The sequence below is a fragment of the Flavobacterium aquariorum genome (assembly GCF_003254745.1).
GTDB lineage: Bacteria > Bacteroidota > Bacteroidia > Flavobacteriales > Flavobacteriaceae > Flavobacterium > Flavobacterium aquariorum.
In genome coordinates, this window is sequence record NZ_QKXH01000002.1 from 383,090 (window position 1) to 396,916 (window position 13,827).

At 33.0% G+C, this 13,827-nt stretch carries 15 protein-coding genes; 10 read left to right on the forward strand and 5 right to left on the reverse strand.

Translation table 11 applies throughout. The features are described from left to right. Window positions 1-21: 21 nt before the first annotated feature. The 3 genes from DOS84_RS04305 to DOS84_RS04315 form a co-directional block, all read right to left on the reverse strand. A complete protein-coding gene (locus DOS84_RS04305) occupies window positions 22-462 on the reverse strand; it encodes a hypothetical protein (RefSeq protein WP_111408880.1) in 441 nt (146 codons plus the stop codon). A 233-nt stretch (window positions 463-695) separates the two neighbouring features. Beyond that, on the reverse strand, window positions 696-2,045 hold the full coding sequence (locus DOS84_RS04310) for a DEAD/DEAH box helicase (RefSeq protein ID WP_111408881.1): 1,350 nt from the start codon (window positions 2,043-2,045) through the stop codon (window positions 696-698). A gap of 315 nt (window positions 2,046-2,360) precedes the next feature. Next, on the reverse strand, window positions 2,361-3,554 hold the full coding sequence (locus DOS84_RS04315) for a BamA/TamA family outer membrane protein (RefSeq protein ID WP_111408882.1): 1,194 nt from the start codon (window positions 3,552-3,554) through the stop codon (window positions 2,361-2,363). Window positions 3,555-3,838: 284 nt separating this feature from the next. On the opposite strand from DOS84_RS04315, the gene DOS84_RS04325 reads away from it, so the two are divergent. Continuing rightward, the gene (locus DOS84_RS04325; RefSeq protein ID WP_111408884.1) at window positions 3,839-5,569 is read left to right on the forward strand and encodes a M14 family metallopeptidase; all 1,731 of its coding nucleotides are present in this window, start codon (window positions 3,839-3,841) and stop codon (window positions 5,567-5,569) included. Between the two features lie 11 nt (window positions 5,570-5,580). On the opposite strand, the gene DOS84_RS04330 is transcribed toward DOS84_RS04325, so the two are convergent. Next, entirely contained in the window at window positions 5,581-6,183 is a 603-nt protein-coding gene (locus DOS84_RS04330) for an NUDIX hydrolase (RefSeq protein WP_111408885.1), read from the reverse strand. A 7-nt stretch (window positions 6,184-6,190) separates the two neighbouring features. On the opposite strand from DOS84_RS04330, the gene pyrE reads away from it, so the two are divergent. Both pyrE and DOS84_RS04340 read left to right on the forward strand, forming a co-directional pair. Next, a complete protein-coding gene (gene pyrE / locus DOS84_RS04335) occupies window positions 6,191-6,832 on the forward strand; it encodes an orotate phosphoribosyltransferase (RefSeq protein WP_111408886.1) in 642 nt (213 codons plus the stop codon). Between the two features lie 64 nt (window positions 6,833-6,896). After that, entirely contained in the window at window positions 6,897-7,289 is a 393-nt protein-coding gene (locus DOS84_RS04340) for an SRPBCC family protein (protein ID WP_111408887.1), read from the forward strand. Window positions 7,290-7,370: 81 nt separating this feature from the next. On the opposite strand, the gene DOS84_RS04345 is transcribed toward DOS84_RS04340, so the two are convergent. After that, window positions 7,371-8,099, reverse strand: coding sequence for a biotin--[acetyl-CoA-carboxylase] ligase (locus DOS84_RS04345; protein ID WP_111408888.1), 729 nt, complete (start codon window positions 8,097-8,099; stop codon window positions 7,371-7,373). A gap of 96 nt (window positions 8,100-8,195) precedes the next feature. Here DOS84_RS04345 and rsfS point away from each other — a divergent pair, with 96 nt between their 5' ends. The 7 genes from rsfS to DOS84_RS04380 all read left to right on the forward strand — a co-directional run bounded on the left by rsfS (window position 8,196) and on the right by DOS84_RS04380 (window position 13,772). Next, window positions 8,196-8,567 (forward strand): ribosome silencing factor, encoded by a 372-nt coding sequence (gene rsfS / locus DOS84_RS04350; protein WP_111408889.1) that lies wholly within the window; start codon window positions 8,196-8,198, stop codon window positions 8,565-8,567. Between the two features lie 15 nt (window positions 8,568-8,582). Then, window positions 8,583-10,508 (forward strand): ATP-dependent zinc metalloprotease FtsH, encoded by a 1,926-nt coding sequence (gene ftsH / locus DOS84_RS04355; RefSeq protein WP_111408890.1) that lies wholly within the window; start codon window positions 8,583-8,585, stop codon window positions 10,506-10,508. 110 nt (window positions 10,509-10,618) lie between these two features. Then, window positions 10,619-11,221, forward strand: coding sequence for an LUD domain-containing protein (locus DOS84_RS04360; protein WP_111408891.1), 603 nt, complete (start codon window positions 10,619-10,621; stop codon window positions 11,219-11,221). A 1-nt stretch (window position 11,222) separates the two neighbouring features. Beyond that, window positions 11,223-12,074, forward strand: a complete 852-nt coding sequence (locus tag DOS84_RS04365; protein WP_111408892.1) for a phosphatidate cytidylyltransferase — start codon at window positions 11,223-11,225, stop codon at window positions 12,072-12,074. Continuing rightward, window positions 12,064-12,717: a phosphatidylserine decarboxylase family protein gene (locus DOS84_RS04370; protein ID WP_111408893.1), complete on the forward strand. Its 654-nt coding sequence runs from the start codon at window positions 12,064-12,066 to the stop codon at window positions 12,715-12,717. Before DOS84_RS04365 ends, DOS84_RS04370 begins: the two co-directional genes overlap by 11 nt. After that, window positions 12,717-12,983 (forward strand): acyl-CoA-binding protein, encoded by a 267-nt coding sequence (locus DOS84_RS04375; protein WP_111408894.1) that lies wholly within the window; start codon window positions 12,717-12,719, stop codon window positions 12,981-12,983. The genes DOS84_RS04370 and DOS84_RS04375 overlap by 1 nt, the downstream gene beginning before the upstream one ends. A 12-nt stretch (window positions 12,984-12,995) precedes the next feature. Further along, window positions 12,996-13,772 carry a superoxide dismutase gene (locus DOS84_RS04380; RefSeq protein WP_111408895.1) on the forward strand — a complete coding sequence of 259 codons (777 nt, stop codon included), beginning with the start codon at window positions 12,996-12,998 and terminating at the stop codon, window positions 13,770-13,772. The last annotated feature ends 55 nt before the right edge of the window (window positions 13,773-13,827 follow it).

The window sequence follows — 13,827 nt, forward strand, 5'->3', positions numbered from 1 at the left end:
TCTTAATCTGAAAACTAATATCTAGCTTTTTTGAAATAATTTTTCAACTTGCTCTTTTGATAATGGCTCCGAAATATGCGTTGAACTAGCCTCCTTGCTTGAAACCATAAACTGTACAGTTGTTTTATCAGAACTAGCAATATAATGCAACCAAACGTAATTATTAGGCAATTCCAATTTCACGTCATTCAAAGGACTTGCAGCAAATCCGCCTGTAATAATTTTGTAAAGGCTTTGGTAAGCATTATCCACATTTTTAAAAGTAAAAGCTTTCAAAGCTGCCTCTTCATCTTCACTTTGTACAGTTGTATAGAAAAAGGTAAAGTCATCACCAATTTTTTGAACATAAAAACTATTATTTACTCTTCCCAATTTTTCAACTGGCACAGTTTCAATAACTTTAATCTGGCTAAAACCAACAGAACTAATAAACAAAACAGCAATCGCAATAATTTTTTTCATAATTTATTTGAGGTTTAATGATATACTTTAGTAGGTAAGTATTTGTTAGCAAACATAATAATAAAAAGAAACAACTCCTTTCTATTATTATGTTTTTATCAACACTAATTCATTTTTTTTGTTTGTAAATTAACACTGCGACTCATAAGAGATTAAATTTCAGAATTTAAATTGCAGATGCATAAAAATCATAAAGACAAAAAATCTCAATTCTGCACTCTGAAATCTAAGATCTACTCCTCTTCTTTTTTTATAACTTTTCTTGCCACTTCAATCTTGAATTTCTTTCCTTTCATTTTTTCGTCTTTTACATGATTCAATAAATCTTTGACTTTATTGAATTTCACAGCTGCAAATGAGATAAAATCTTTCACTTCAATTAATCCCAAATCTCCTTTTTCGAGTTTTCCTTTTTGGGAAAAGAAACCTACGATGTCAATTTTATTGAGTTTATTTTTCTTTCCGCCGCTAATATAAATGGTTTGAAACTCAGGCGGTTTTGGCAGTGAAGTTGTATTTTCAACATTGAACACTTCCATATCATAATCCAGATAATCCATTTTTTTCTCACTTTCATGGGCAATCACATAAGCAGTTCCCGAAGCCAACATACGGGCAGTACGACCATTTCTATGGGTAAACTCATCTTCTTTCAGAGGCAGATGATAGTGGATTACATGCTTCATTTCGGGAATATCAAGTCCACGAGCTGCCAAATCGGTGGTGATTAAATAACTCATGCTTCCATTGCGGAATTGAATTAATGACCTCTCACGCTCGTCCTGATCCATACCGCCATGGTAATAAGTGGCATAAATCCCCTTTTCGTTTAGGGTATCACTAATACGTTCGGCAGCATCACGATGATTACAAAAAACAATCGCCGATTGTGATTTCAACGAACAAAGTAAATTAAACAAACTTCCCAGTTTATCTTTTTCTTTCGAAACTACCATTTTGGTGGCCAAGTTACTTTCCTGTTCATCTTCGGTTGGGATAAAATCTAATATTGTTGGATTAACTACCCGTGTATATTTTGGAATCTCAATATCCGATGTAGCTGAAACCAACACACGTTTGTTTAGTTTACTCAGTTTACCAATAATGAAAGACATTTGTTCATGAAAACCTAACTGCAAGGATTTGTCGAACTCGTCCAAAATTAAAGTTTGGATTTTGTCCAATCTAAAAGTTCCTCTGTCGATATGGTCTGCAATTCGGCCAGGAGTTCCTATCAAAACAGCCGGTGGATTACTTAAGTTTTTGATTTCAGTATCGATGGAATGCCCGCCGTAGCAAACGTTTACTTTATAATCGGTTCCCATTTTTTTCCAAACCTGTTCAATTTGCAATCCCAATTCTCGTGATGGAACCAGAATCAAACATTGAACGGATAAAATTTCGGGCTGTAGCATTTCGAAAATAGGCAATAAAAATGCTAATGTTTTCCCAGAACCTGTTGGAGAAAGCAGTAAAACATTATTGTCATTTAGGATGACATCTTGCGCAACTTCTTGCATTTCATTTAGGCTTTCGATACCTAAATTCAATAATATATTGTTGGAATGGTGTTTCTTATTCATTTTGCAAAGGTAATCAAAAATAACACTCTGTTTTCAATACTGGAATCGTCCATTTTATACCGCAGAATTACATAGTTTTGATGGTTAGTAATTCTGGGGCATTTTTTGGAATGATGGTAAAAAAGCAAAATATCTCCCTTTAGCCTCGATAGAAGTGGAAATCCTTGTGTGCCGGGGTTCGGTACACAAGATTGCAACGGATTGCTTCGCCAGTTCGGCTTTCAGCCTCGTGTGCGGGACAATACCAGCTAAAAATACCTAATCTTTCTGCTCCAAAATTAATTATCAAACTTAGATTATCTGAGCCATGTAACTTTAAAAAGCCTCGGTAATTCTAAAATAAAACCCCCAATCCCCGCGACCTAGTGCGACATCAATTCCTGCATTTACTTTTTGACCGGCCTTTTCAATCACCTGGTAACGAGCACCGGCACCTATACTTGGCAACGGCTTACTCCATGACGCACCAGAATTATACCAATCGCCCGCTGCGGCACCTTCTTCGGACTTTCTATATGCAATTCCGAGTCCAACAAACCCAACATATCCCCATTTTTTGTAAAAATTATTTCGAAATTCAGATTGAACTGTATAGGTTTGATTTCCTCTATATTCACCTTGGGTATAGCCTCTTAAATCAGTTTGACCAATATAATCCTGCGAAGCAAAAGGGACGTCTCCAAAATTGGCTTTCATTGCAAAGCGGCTGGCTAATATTTTGGTGTTGCTTATTTTCTTATAATGATTTACATATAACATTGTTTTAATGAAATCATGGTCGTTATCCAGCCATGAAGGAACTGTCGAAAATCTGCCGTCTATAAAAACCCCAGAACTCGGATTGTAGATACTATTTCGAGTATCGTAACTAATTGGTATAGCCAATGAATTAATATCATTTGGCTCCACTATTTCACTATTATCTGGAAGTGTGACCGTTACATCCGACCGCATCATAAATCCTCCTATTCCCAAATAAAAATTTTCAAAAACTCTTCTTTGTATAGCAAATGCAAATAGACTTCCCTTTGTAGTATAAGGGGTTTCATAAACTCCTGCCTGACCTCCATCTACATCTTCAAAAGTTTGAAAAGCCTGAAAATTATAGTTTATGTATCCAACTGCACCAAGTATTCTCCAATAATCTTCCATCAGATAAAGACGCGTCCCTAACATTAAATAATAAGAATCATTTGTAGCATAATTACCTACAGCTATAACTCGGGAAAGAGGTGCTTTTTTTGAATTGTCTGCCTTAAAAAGCCCCATGGCTATTATCCCAATTCCAGCTCCCTGTGAACGATCGAATGTCAAAGTGGGCAAAGGCATAAAGGCAAATTTCTTTTCTTTCTTTTTGATAGTATCTGCCTTTTTAACGGTATCCAAATTACCAACCAATATTGTCGACGGTATTTCTTTTTTAAAGTGTAGCCGTTTTTCATTTTTCGAAAATGAAAAAACATAAAAAATACAAAATAAAAATGCAAGGAGTAAAAAGCTTCTTTTCATCTGAAATTAAATTTTGGATACAAATAAATGATAATTGTAAAAATTCAACTATCAAAAATAAGTATAAACAAATTTAAAAACGATTTTTACATATCAATAAATTCATTAATTATCAACCTATTACGAACTACACACCATCAAATAAACATTTATGCGAAATCTTGTGTTTTGGTACAAAAACAAACTGCAATTATCTTAATTCCTTCTAATACCTTCAGTCCGATTTGCGACAAAAAATAATTTTAAATTAATTACATTTGAAACCTACATTCAAAATTAACCTTATGCAATTAATACGCTTTTGTTTCCTGTTGATCACAGTTTCTGTTTTTGCTCAAAAAAATAATAAATACAGTACTTTTTTCGAAAAAGGAAATGGAAACCAATCAGCTAATTATCAAGAAACAATTGATTATTATACTCTCTTGGCCCATGATTTTCAGACTATCAAAATGGAAAAAATGGGATTGACGGATAGTGGCGAACCATTATACATGATTACTTTCAATCCTGAAAAAAAATTTAATTTTGATGAAATTCAAAAAAACAAAGCTGTATTATTCCTCAATAATGGAATTCACGCAGGCGAACCGGACGGTATAGATGCAACGATGCAATTGTTTCGGGATTTGGCTTTAGGCAAAATCAAAACACCCAAAAATACGGTTATAGTAACGATTCCAATTTACAATATTGGTGGTGCTTTGAACAGAAATTCATCATCAAGAGCCAATCAAGAAGGACCAGAAGAATATGGTTTTCGAGGCAATGCCAGAAACTACGATTTGAATCGCGATATGATTAAATCGGATACCCGAAATACTAAAAGTTTTGTTTCCATTTTTCATAAAATAAATCCTGATGTTTTTATTGATAATCACGTGAGTAATGGCTCCGATTATCAATACAAACTGACCTATATCATGACGCAGCACAATAAATTGGGTAACATCTTAGGAGATTACATGAACACTGAAATGATGCCATTTATTGTAAAAGATTTGGAACAAAAAAACATTCCGACAACGCCTTATGTCAATGCATTTGAGGAAACACCTGATAATGGTTTCGTGCAATTTTCGGACACACCAAGATATACAACAGGTTACACTTCCTTATTCAATACTATTGGGTTTGTCGTTGAAACCCATATGCTCAAAAAATATGCTGATCGTGTAAAAGCTACTTATGAATACATGATTTCCACTATTGCTTTTACCGATTTGAATTATAAAAAAATAAAAGAATTGCGTGCCAAAAATGAAGAACAATATAAACCTAAAAAATCATATCCTGTTGAATGGAAAATAGACAGCTCTAAAGCAACAACCTTTTTGTTTTCAGGTTTTGAAGCTTCCTATAAAAAAAGCGAGGTAACAACTGGACAACGATTATTTTACGACAGAACCAAACCCTACCAAAAAAATGTCCCTTATATAAAAGAATATAAATCGGTTAAGGATGTTACGATTCCGAAAGCCTACATTATTCCAAAAGGCTACTGGAATGTTATCGATTTATTAAAAAGTAATAATTGCAAATACACACAATTAAATAAAGATACCATTATTGAAGTTGAAAGCTATAAAATTGCCGATTTCAAAACTTCAAGCCAAGCCTATGAAGGACATTATCCGCATAGAAATACAAAATTGACGGCAACTATTGAGAAGAAATTCTTTGCGAAAGGAGATTATGTATTTTCTACTGAACAAAAAGCTGTAAAATATTTACTAGAAACTTTAGAACCCGAAGCTGTTGATTCGTTCTTCAATTGGAACTTTTTCGATAGCATTTTACAACAAAAAGAAGAATATTCAGAATATGTTTTTGAAGATTTGGCTGCCCAACTTTTAAAAGACAACCCTAGTTTGAAAATTGAATTGGAAACAAAAGTCAATAATGACCCCGTATTTGCAAAAAATAGTGAAGCACAATTGGATTGGGTTTATAAACATTCCAAATTCTATGAAAAAGAACACTTACAATACCCAGTTTATAGATTAATCAACTAAAATCGGTTTATTTATTTGATAATTTTTTCTTCTTCAAACAGAAGTTTTATATTCTCATATGAATTTTCCAGTGCTTTTGGAATTTCACTTGGCTTAAGCCAGGCCACTTTTTCTATTCCTTCTTCTAATTGGCCTTTTGGAGTGCCTTCAAATGTAGATTGCATTTCAAACCAATGGGTAATTTTTAATTTATATTTTCCATTTCGTTTAAAAACATGGTAAGTTTTCTGAAGCTTTTTAACAACTTTCAATTCATTTACACCAGTTTCTTCTTCAACTTCACGCATGGCGGTTTCTTCAATTAACTCCCCTTTATCGGTACCACCTTTAGGTAAATCCCATTTTCCATTTCTAAAAATGAATAAAACCTCTCCATTTTTGTTATAAACCAATCCACCTCCTGCTTTATTTACTGGAATTTTGGCTTTCAAAGTTTTCATAATCACACTCTCATCAGGGTGGTAGAGATAGGCTTTCTTAATTTTATTTTGAAACATTTTCACAATAACCTGCTCGATATCAATACTATCTAGCAAGAAAAGTTGAAAATCCGTCTCCTTAGAGATTTCATTTGTCAAAAAAAGTGGTTTGTCGTTAACAAAAACTTTATACATTTGTATTATGATTTTTAATAAAGATACAGCCGAAAAAACAGCCGAATTGCTTTTGCAAATAAATGCAATTAAATTGAATCCAGGAAATCCTTTTACATGGGCTTCTGGATGGAAATCGCCTATATATTGCGATAATCGTTTAATCCTCTCGTTTCCAGCCATAAGAAATTATGTTAGGGACGAATTTTCTAAAAACATTGAAAAACAATTTGGTAAACCAGACGTTATTGCCGGTGTAGCCACTGGAGCAATTGGAATAGGAATGCTCGTTGCAGAAAGTATGGGACTACCTTTTGTTTATGTTCGACCAGAACCCAAAAAACACGGTCGTCAAAACCAAGTAGAAGGTTTTTTACAAAAAGGACAAAGCGTAGTAATTATAGAAGATTTAATTAGTACTGGAAACAGTAGTTTGCTTGCCGTTGAAGGCTTACGGGGAGCAGGAGCAGTTATAAAAGGAATGGCAGCTATATTTACTTATGGCTTTGACGTTGCAGACCAGAACTTCAAAAATGCTAAAATTGATTTATATACTTTAAGCAACTATCAAAATTTATTGAATTTAGCTGTCGCCAAAAAGTATATTACAGAAGAAGAAGAGCAAACCTTGAGAGAATGGAATGTAAGTCCTTCTACTTGGGCAGTTTAAATATCGGCTTTCTGATTTTAGATTAAATTCCTTTAAAACAAAACAACAAACAATACACAAAATAATGAACTTAGAAAGTCCAAAAGTTACAGTTGAAAAATCAAGTCAAGAATTATTCGATTTATTAAGCGATGTAAAAAACTTCGAAAAATTAATGCCCGATAATATTGCAAAATTTGAAGTTATCGGAGAAGATGCTTTTATTTTTGGATTAAAAGGAATGCCTGAAATCAAATTAAAGATGAAAGAAAAAGTAGCTCCAAACAAAATTGTTTTGGGGGCTGCAAGCGATAAACTTCCATTTACTTTAGTAGCCAACATTGATACTGTTTCAGAACAATCAAGCGCTGTGAAACTAGATTTTGAAGGCGAATTTAATGCAATGATGGCCATGATGGTAAAAGGTCCTATTGGCAAATTCATCGAGACATTGGCAAACAATATGACAAAACTTTAATATCTTTCTATAAAGAAACAACAAAAGCCTTTTAGAAAAAACTAAAAGGCTTTTTTATTGGTACAAAGAAAGAAATTAGTCTTAATACAACATTTGCACTTCTTTGAGATTGTATTCACAAATACTGTCGTCGTCCAAAAGAATCTGAAGTTTACCTATTGAAGAAACCCCTTTTATAATTCCCATAAAATTGTTTTCATTTTCATCTGTAAACGCCGTAGGGACTCCAATTTTAAATAATTCATTGGTATATTCTTCCCATAAATCAGACGCTTTTTTATCATAATCAGCTACCATTTGTTCCATTTGTGTAACTATATCAAATAGAATTTCTTCTTTATCAAAAAAAGAATTACACACTAAAGCCAATGACGACGCTCTTGGCAAATTTTCAAATTGCACTTGATTTACATTTAGCCCCAACCCTACAATCGACGTAATTGCTCCAGTTCCTTTTATGCTATTCTCAATCAATATGCCACCAATTTTCTTATTTGCTGACATAATGTCGTTAGGCCACTTTACACTTACTTCAGGAATATTATACTTTTTTAAGGTCCGGACTACCGCCAATGAAACAACAACATTGAGGTTAAAAACCGTTTCGTTATCAAATAAAAAATTCTTAACCAAAACGCTCATTATAAGGTTTTTACCGGATTCAGAATCCCATTTTGCCCCCATCTGCCCTTTCCCTTTCAACTGATTTTCAGCAGTAACTACAGTAAAATTTTGAACCTCTTGTTTGTTAGATAAACCTTTTAGAAATTCATTTGTAGAATCTATGGCATCGAGTTTGATTAGCTTCATGTGTACTTTTTTTTGTAAAACATAATTTAATATTATGTTAAGGTTCAAAATTAATCACAAAAAATGGTAACTTTACAAACTTATATAAAAAAATAAATGGCGAAAAAGACTATAAACAATGATGTTCTATTGGCGAACATTATAAAAGGAATAGAAGAAGTAAAAGGAAGTGATATCGATATTTTAGATTTAAGAGAAATAGACACTGCAGTTTGTGACTATTTCATTATATGCAATGGTAACTCAAATACTCAAGTGAATGCCATTGTCAATTCTATTCAAAAAACAGTTTCTAAAGATTTAAAAGACAAACCTTGGCACGTTGAAGGTTCTGATGTAGCAGAATGGGTTTTGATGGACTATGTTCACATTGTAGTGCATGTATTCCAAAAACACATCCGTGAATACTACAACATTGAAAGTCTTTGGGGTGATGCCAAAATCACTAAAATCGAAAACAAATATTAAAGAAATAATCTTCTAATGGCTAAAGATAATAATCCAAATTCAAATAAATTTAAAGTAAGTCCTTGGTTAGTTTACACTGCAATACTATTAATTTTTTTAGGAATAAGTTTTGTAACTGGTGGATCTAGCTTTCAAGAACCTGCTCAATTAACTTCTTCTAAATTTAATTCTTACTTAGAGAAAGGACAGATCGAAAAAGTAATTGTTTACAATAAAAACGAAGCTGAAGTTTATTTAAATGCGCAAGCTTTAAATGATCCAGAACATAAAAAAGTAGCAAAAGACGTACTGGACAGACCTAATAAAGGTCCTCATTATTCGTTTGACATTGGTAATGATCAAATTTTTCAAACCAAATTAGAAAAAGCAGTTGCTGAAGGAAAATTAAAAGATTTTAATTTTTTACAAAAAAGCAACTGGACAGATCTTTTTGTAAGCCTATTGCCAATTATTATCATTATTGGTGTTTGGATTTTCATTATGCGAAAAATGTCAGGTGGCCCAGGTGGCGGAGGTGGTCAAATTTTCAACATTGGAAAATCGAAAGCCAAACTTTTTGATGAAAAAACAGATATTAAAACTACATTCAAAGATGTAGCAGGTTTAGAAGGTGCAAAAGAAGAAATACAAGAAATTGTGGAATTTCTTAAAAACCCTGAAAAATACACCAATTTAGGAGGTAAAATCCCAAAAGGAGCTCTACTTGTAGGACCTCCAGGAACCGGTAAAACTTTATTAGCAAAAGCTGTAGCTGGTGAAGCCCAAGTACCTTTCTTCTCTTTATCCGGTTCAGATTTCGTTGAAATGTTTGTAGGTGTTGGTGCTTCAAGAGTACGTGATCTTTTCAAACAAGCCAAAGAAAAATCTCCTGCCATTATTTTTATTGATGAAATCGACGCTGTAGGTAGAGCTAGAGGAAAAAGCAATATGTCTGGTGGAAATGATGAAAGAGAAAACACATTAAACCAATTATTGACAGAAATGGATGGCTTCGGTACCAATTCAAATGTAATTGTTTTGGCTGCAACAAACAGAGCAGATGTTTTAGACAAAGCCTTAATGCGTGCTGGTCGTTTTGACCGACAAATTTTTGTTGACTTACCAGACATTCGTGAGAGAGCAGAAATTTTCTTGGTACATCTTGCGCCTTTGAAAAAAGTAGAAGGACTGGATACCGACTTTTTAGCAAAACAAACTCCAGGTTTTTCAGGTGCTGATATAGCCAATGTTTGTAACGAAGCAGCATTAATTGCCGCTAGAAACAACAAAGAAGCAGTTGACAAGCAAGATTTCTTAGACGCAGTTGATCGTATCGTAGGAGGACTTGAAAAGAAAAACAAAATCATTACACCTGAAGAAAAAAGAGCTATCGCTATTCACGAAGCAGGACACGCAACTGTGAGCTGGATGCTTGAACACGCTGCTCCATTAATCAAAGTCACTATTGTTCCTCGTGGACAAAGCCTTGGTGCTGCTTGGTATTTGCCAGAAGAACGTCTAATTGTTCGTACAGATCAAATGCTAGATGAAATGTGTGCTACAATGGGCGGTAGAGCAGCAGAAAAGGTAACTTTTGACAGAATATCCACAGGAGCTTTAAGTGATTTGGAAAAAGTTACCAAACAAGCTCGTGCCATGGTTACCGTTTACGGATTAAATGACAAAATTGGAAATGTAACTTATTACGATTCCAGCGGGCAAAGTGAATACAGTTTTTCTAAACCCTATTCTGATGAAACTGCCAAAGTAATTGACAAAGAAATTTCAGATCTTATCGAAAGTCAATACCAAAGAGCAATAAAGATTCTGGAAGAAAACAAAGATAAATTAGAGCAATTGGCTTCAATATTAATCGAAAAAGAAGTCATTTTCAAAGACGATTTAGAAACTATTTTTGGGAAACGAACTTTTGACAAAAACCTTGGTGAAGTAGTATCGTAATTACATAAAAAACACAAATATTTAAAATCTTAATTCAAAATCCTGTTTTGAATTAAGATTTTTTTATCTTTGAACGTTTTCAAGTAACACAAAACGATTATTAACAAATTATGAATCTTTTTAAAAAATTATTTGGTTCTAACGACCCCTCTTCAGATGAAGCTAGAAGCGGCAATTCAAACAGACCAAATCCAGATATCAATTCCCCTTTGGATGAGCAGTTTATCTATAATTTCAAAAAAAACGGCGGCAAATTTTTATACTGTGAAAACCTCAATGAAGTAAAAGAACAATTTGAAAATATACTTGAAGAAAACGACTGGTTTGAAAGCGAAGCTCTATGCTACGAACCAAAATTGCATTTTTTACTAGATGAAAACAAGCTTACTTACGGTCAAAACATAAATCCAAAATTTTTATTGTCGAGTTGTGAAAATCTAGTAGCCGAAGAAGGTTCTATTTTATTTTCATCAAATCAAATCAAACAAAAAAAACCTAATGATTTGCCCACTAACATCATTATTTTGGCCAACACTAGTCAGATAGTAGAAGGAAAAAGTGATGGCCTTAGTGCAATTAGAAAAAAGTACCTAACAGAATATCCAACAAATATTACAACAATAAAATATTTTGAAAAAGCAAAAGAGGAAGATTTTACTCAATACGGAAGCTCAGCCAAAAATTTATATTTATTGCTTTTAGAAGATCTTTAAAATGAATGAAACACTAAAAAGGTCAATATCTGGAGCTATTTACATTTTATTATTAATAGCTTCAATACAATACTCTATAGAAACTTTTTTCATTCTATTTGGAGTTTTTTTATTGATAGCGGTAATGGAATTTTGCAATTTGGTTCACTTAAACAAAATTGCTCCTATTGGAATTGCTATTATATTTTACTTGCTTTTTTATAAAATTGCTGTAGCGGTAAAGGCGGATGGCTTTTTTTATATATTGCGTTACAGCAAAAACTTTGATTTGGCTGTGCTTTTTTTGTCACTCATTGTTTCCCTAAAATGCATCGTATTTCTATTTGATAATAAAAATTTAAAAGTGAATACTTTTTCAACATTTGCTTATCTAATTGGATATATTATCTTACCCTTTATTATTATTACAAAAATACCTTTTGGAATAAAAGGCTATAACCCAAACATCCTAATCAGTATTTTTATTTTAATATGGACCAATGATACTTTTGCCTATTTAGTTGGTAAAACTTTTGGTAAACATAAATTATTTGAAAGAATTTCCCCAAAAAAAACCATCGAAGGATTTTTGGGTGGGATTGGATTTGCATTAATTGCCAGTTATTTTATCTCAAAATATTTTTTAATGCTCCCTGAAAAAAACACTTACATCTGGATCATAATTGCCTTAATAGTAGGTATTTTTGGAACGATAGGAGATTTAGTAGAGTCCAAATTCAAACGAATTTCAGAAAAAAAAGATAGTGGAAACATAATGCCTGGCCATGGAGGTATACTAGATCGACTAGATAGTGTTATCTTTGTAGCACCAATAATATTTTTATTTTATCAAATTTTAAGTTATGTTTCATAAAGAAGGAACTCAAAGTATTTTATTAGGCACTATTTTTACTGCTGTCGTTTGTTTAGTATCGGATCATTTTATTCAAACAAATTGGATAAAAATGACCATTGAAATAGCTGCTTTATTGCTATTAATTATCATTTTGCAATTTTTTAGAAATCCAAAACGAAAAGTAGAAATAAACGAAAATCATATACTTGCTCCAGTTGATGGAAAAGTTGTTGTTATTGAAGAGGTATTTGAAGCTGAATATTTTAAAGATAAAAGAATCCAAGTTTCTATATTCATGTCACCTATAAACGTACATGTAACGCGTTATGCTCTAAGCGGAATTGTAAAATTCAGCAAATATCATCCTGGTAAATTCTTGGTAGCATGGCACCCAAAAGCAAGTGAAGAAAATGAAAGAACCACAGTTGTGGTAGAAAATAAAACTTTTGGCGCGGTATTGTATCGACAAATTGCTGGCGCTTTAGCCAGACGTATTGTAAATTATGCCCAAGAAGGTATGCAAGTAGTACAAGGTACCGATGCTGGTTTTATTAAATTTGGTTCAAGAGTGGATATTTTTTTACCGATAGGCACTCCAATTAATGTGGTACTTGACCAAAAAGCAATTGGAGGAAAAACTATAATTGCAATTAAACCTTAATGATTGAAAAAGATTTAGATAAACAATTTCTGGAAGCTGTTGAAATTGCTTCTTTTATGACCCAAGCATCTTTACCGCAAGATGTCCAGTTACGTCTTTATGCCTTTTACAAGCATGCGACATTTGACAGAACCAAGTTTACCGTTACGGACAATTCCGACTTAAGAAATGCGTTCAAAACCAATGCTTGGATTCAAATCAGCCATCTGACGCAAGACGAAGCCAAACAACAATATATTGAACTAATTCATTCCTTAATAAAGTAATTGATTAATCTTATGAAAAAAAACACTTTTCTAATAGCTAACCTGCTCTTTATTTCGGTTTTAATTTCTTGTAACGATAAAAAATTAACTGAAGTTGTAGAAGTTCCTCTGCCAACCGTGCAAGAGAAGGTTGCTATAGGTAATCCAAATGACTTAAAAGCCGATGAAGGATCTTTTCAATTGGAAAAAATTCCTTTTGGATATGATGCGCTATCACCTGATCTATCAGCTTTGACAGTAGAATCGCATTATAAAAATTATCTATATTATACCAACAGCCTAAACAAAGCGATTGTAGGAACTGACAAAGAAAACCTTTCGATAGAAGATATATTAAGTAAATTAGACATCAACGATCTGGTATTACGTAATAATGCAGGTGGATATTACAACCATAGTTTGTACTTTAAAACTATAGGACCAAAAGCAGGTGGCGAACCAGTAGACACATTAGCTTCAAAGATCACTAAAGATTTTGGCTCATTTTCCAATTTCAAAACCCTATTTAAAGACGCCGCAACTAAACAATTTGGATCGGGCTGGGTTTGGCTGGTAGTTGACAAAACAGGAGTCCTGCAACTATCTACAACTCAGGATCAAGACAATCCATTAATGACCTATGCTCCTGTTGCTGGATTTCATGGAACACCAATTTTAGGAATTGACCTCTGGGAACATGCTTATTTCTTGGATTATCAGTACAAAAAGAAAAAATATATCGATGCTTTTTTCAATATAATAAATTGGGAAAAAGTAAACGAAAATTATAAAGCTACTTTTAAAAAGTAAAGAATAAAAAAAAGCTGAAGTAAAATTAATATTACTTCAGCTTTTTTTATTACAA

Coding starts and splice junctions, on each gene's coding strand:
- DOS84_RS04305 (WP_111408880.1), bottom strand. CDS start 462: ATGAAAAAAATTATTGCGATTGCTGTTTTGTTTATTAGTTCTGTTGGT.
- DOS84_RS04310 (WP_111408881.1), bottom strand. CDS start 2,045: ATGAATAAGAAACACCATTCCAACAATATATTATTGAATTTAGGTATC.
- DOS84_RS04315 (WP_111408882.1), bottom strand. CDS start 3,554: ATGAAAAGAAGCTTTTTACTCCTTGCATTTTTATTTTGTATTTTTTAT.
- DOS84_RS04325 (WP_111408884.1), top strand. CDS start 3,839: ATGCAATTAATACGCTTTTGTTTCCTGTTGATCACAGTTTCTGTTTTT.
- DOS84_RS04330 (WP_111408885.1), bottom strand. CDS start 6,183: ATGTATAAAGTTTTTGTTAACGACAAACCACTTTTTTTGACAAATGAA.
- pyrE (WP_111408886.1), top strand. CDS start 6,191: ATGATTTTTAATAAAGATACAGCCGAAAAAACAGCCGAATTGCTTTTG.
- DOS84_RS04340 (WP_111408887.1), top strand. CDS start 6,897: ATGAACTTAGAAAGTCCAAAAGTTACAGTTGAAAAATCAAGTCAAGAA.
- DOS84_RS04345 (WP_111408888.1), bottom strand. CDS start 8,099: ATGAAGCTAATCAAACTCGATGCCATAGATTCTACAAATGAATTTCTA.
- rsfS (WP_111408889.1), top strand. CDS start 8,196: ATGGCGAAAAAGACTATAAACAATGATGTTCTATTGGCGAACATTATA.
- ftsH (WP_111408890.1), top strand. CDS start 8,583: ATGGCTAAAGATAATAATCCAAATTCAAATAAATTTAAAGTAAGTCCT.
- DOS84_RS04360 (WP_111408891.1), top strand. CDS start 10,619: ATGAATCTTTTTAAAAAATTATTTGGTTCTAACGACCCCTCTTCAGAT.
- DOS84_RS04365 (WP_111408892.1), top strand. CDS start 11,223: ATGAATGAAACACTAAAAAGGTCAATATCTGGAGCTATTTACATTTTA.
- DOS84_RS04370 (WP_111408893.1), top strand. CDS start 12,064: ATGTTTCATAAAGAAGGAACTCAAAGTATTTTATTAGGCACTATTTTT.
- DOS84_RS04375 (WP_111408894.1), top strand. CDS start 12,717: ATGATTGAAAAAGATTTAGATAAACAATTTCTGGAAGCTGTTGAAATT.
- DOS84_RS04380 (WP_111408895.1), top strand. CDS start 12,996: ATGAAAAAAAACACTTTTCTAATAGCTAACCTGCTCTTTATTTCGGTT.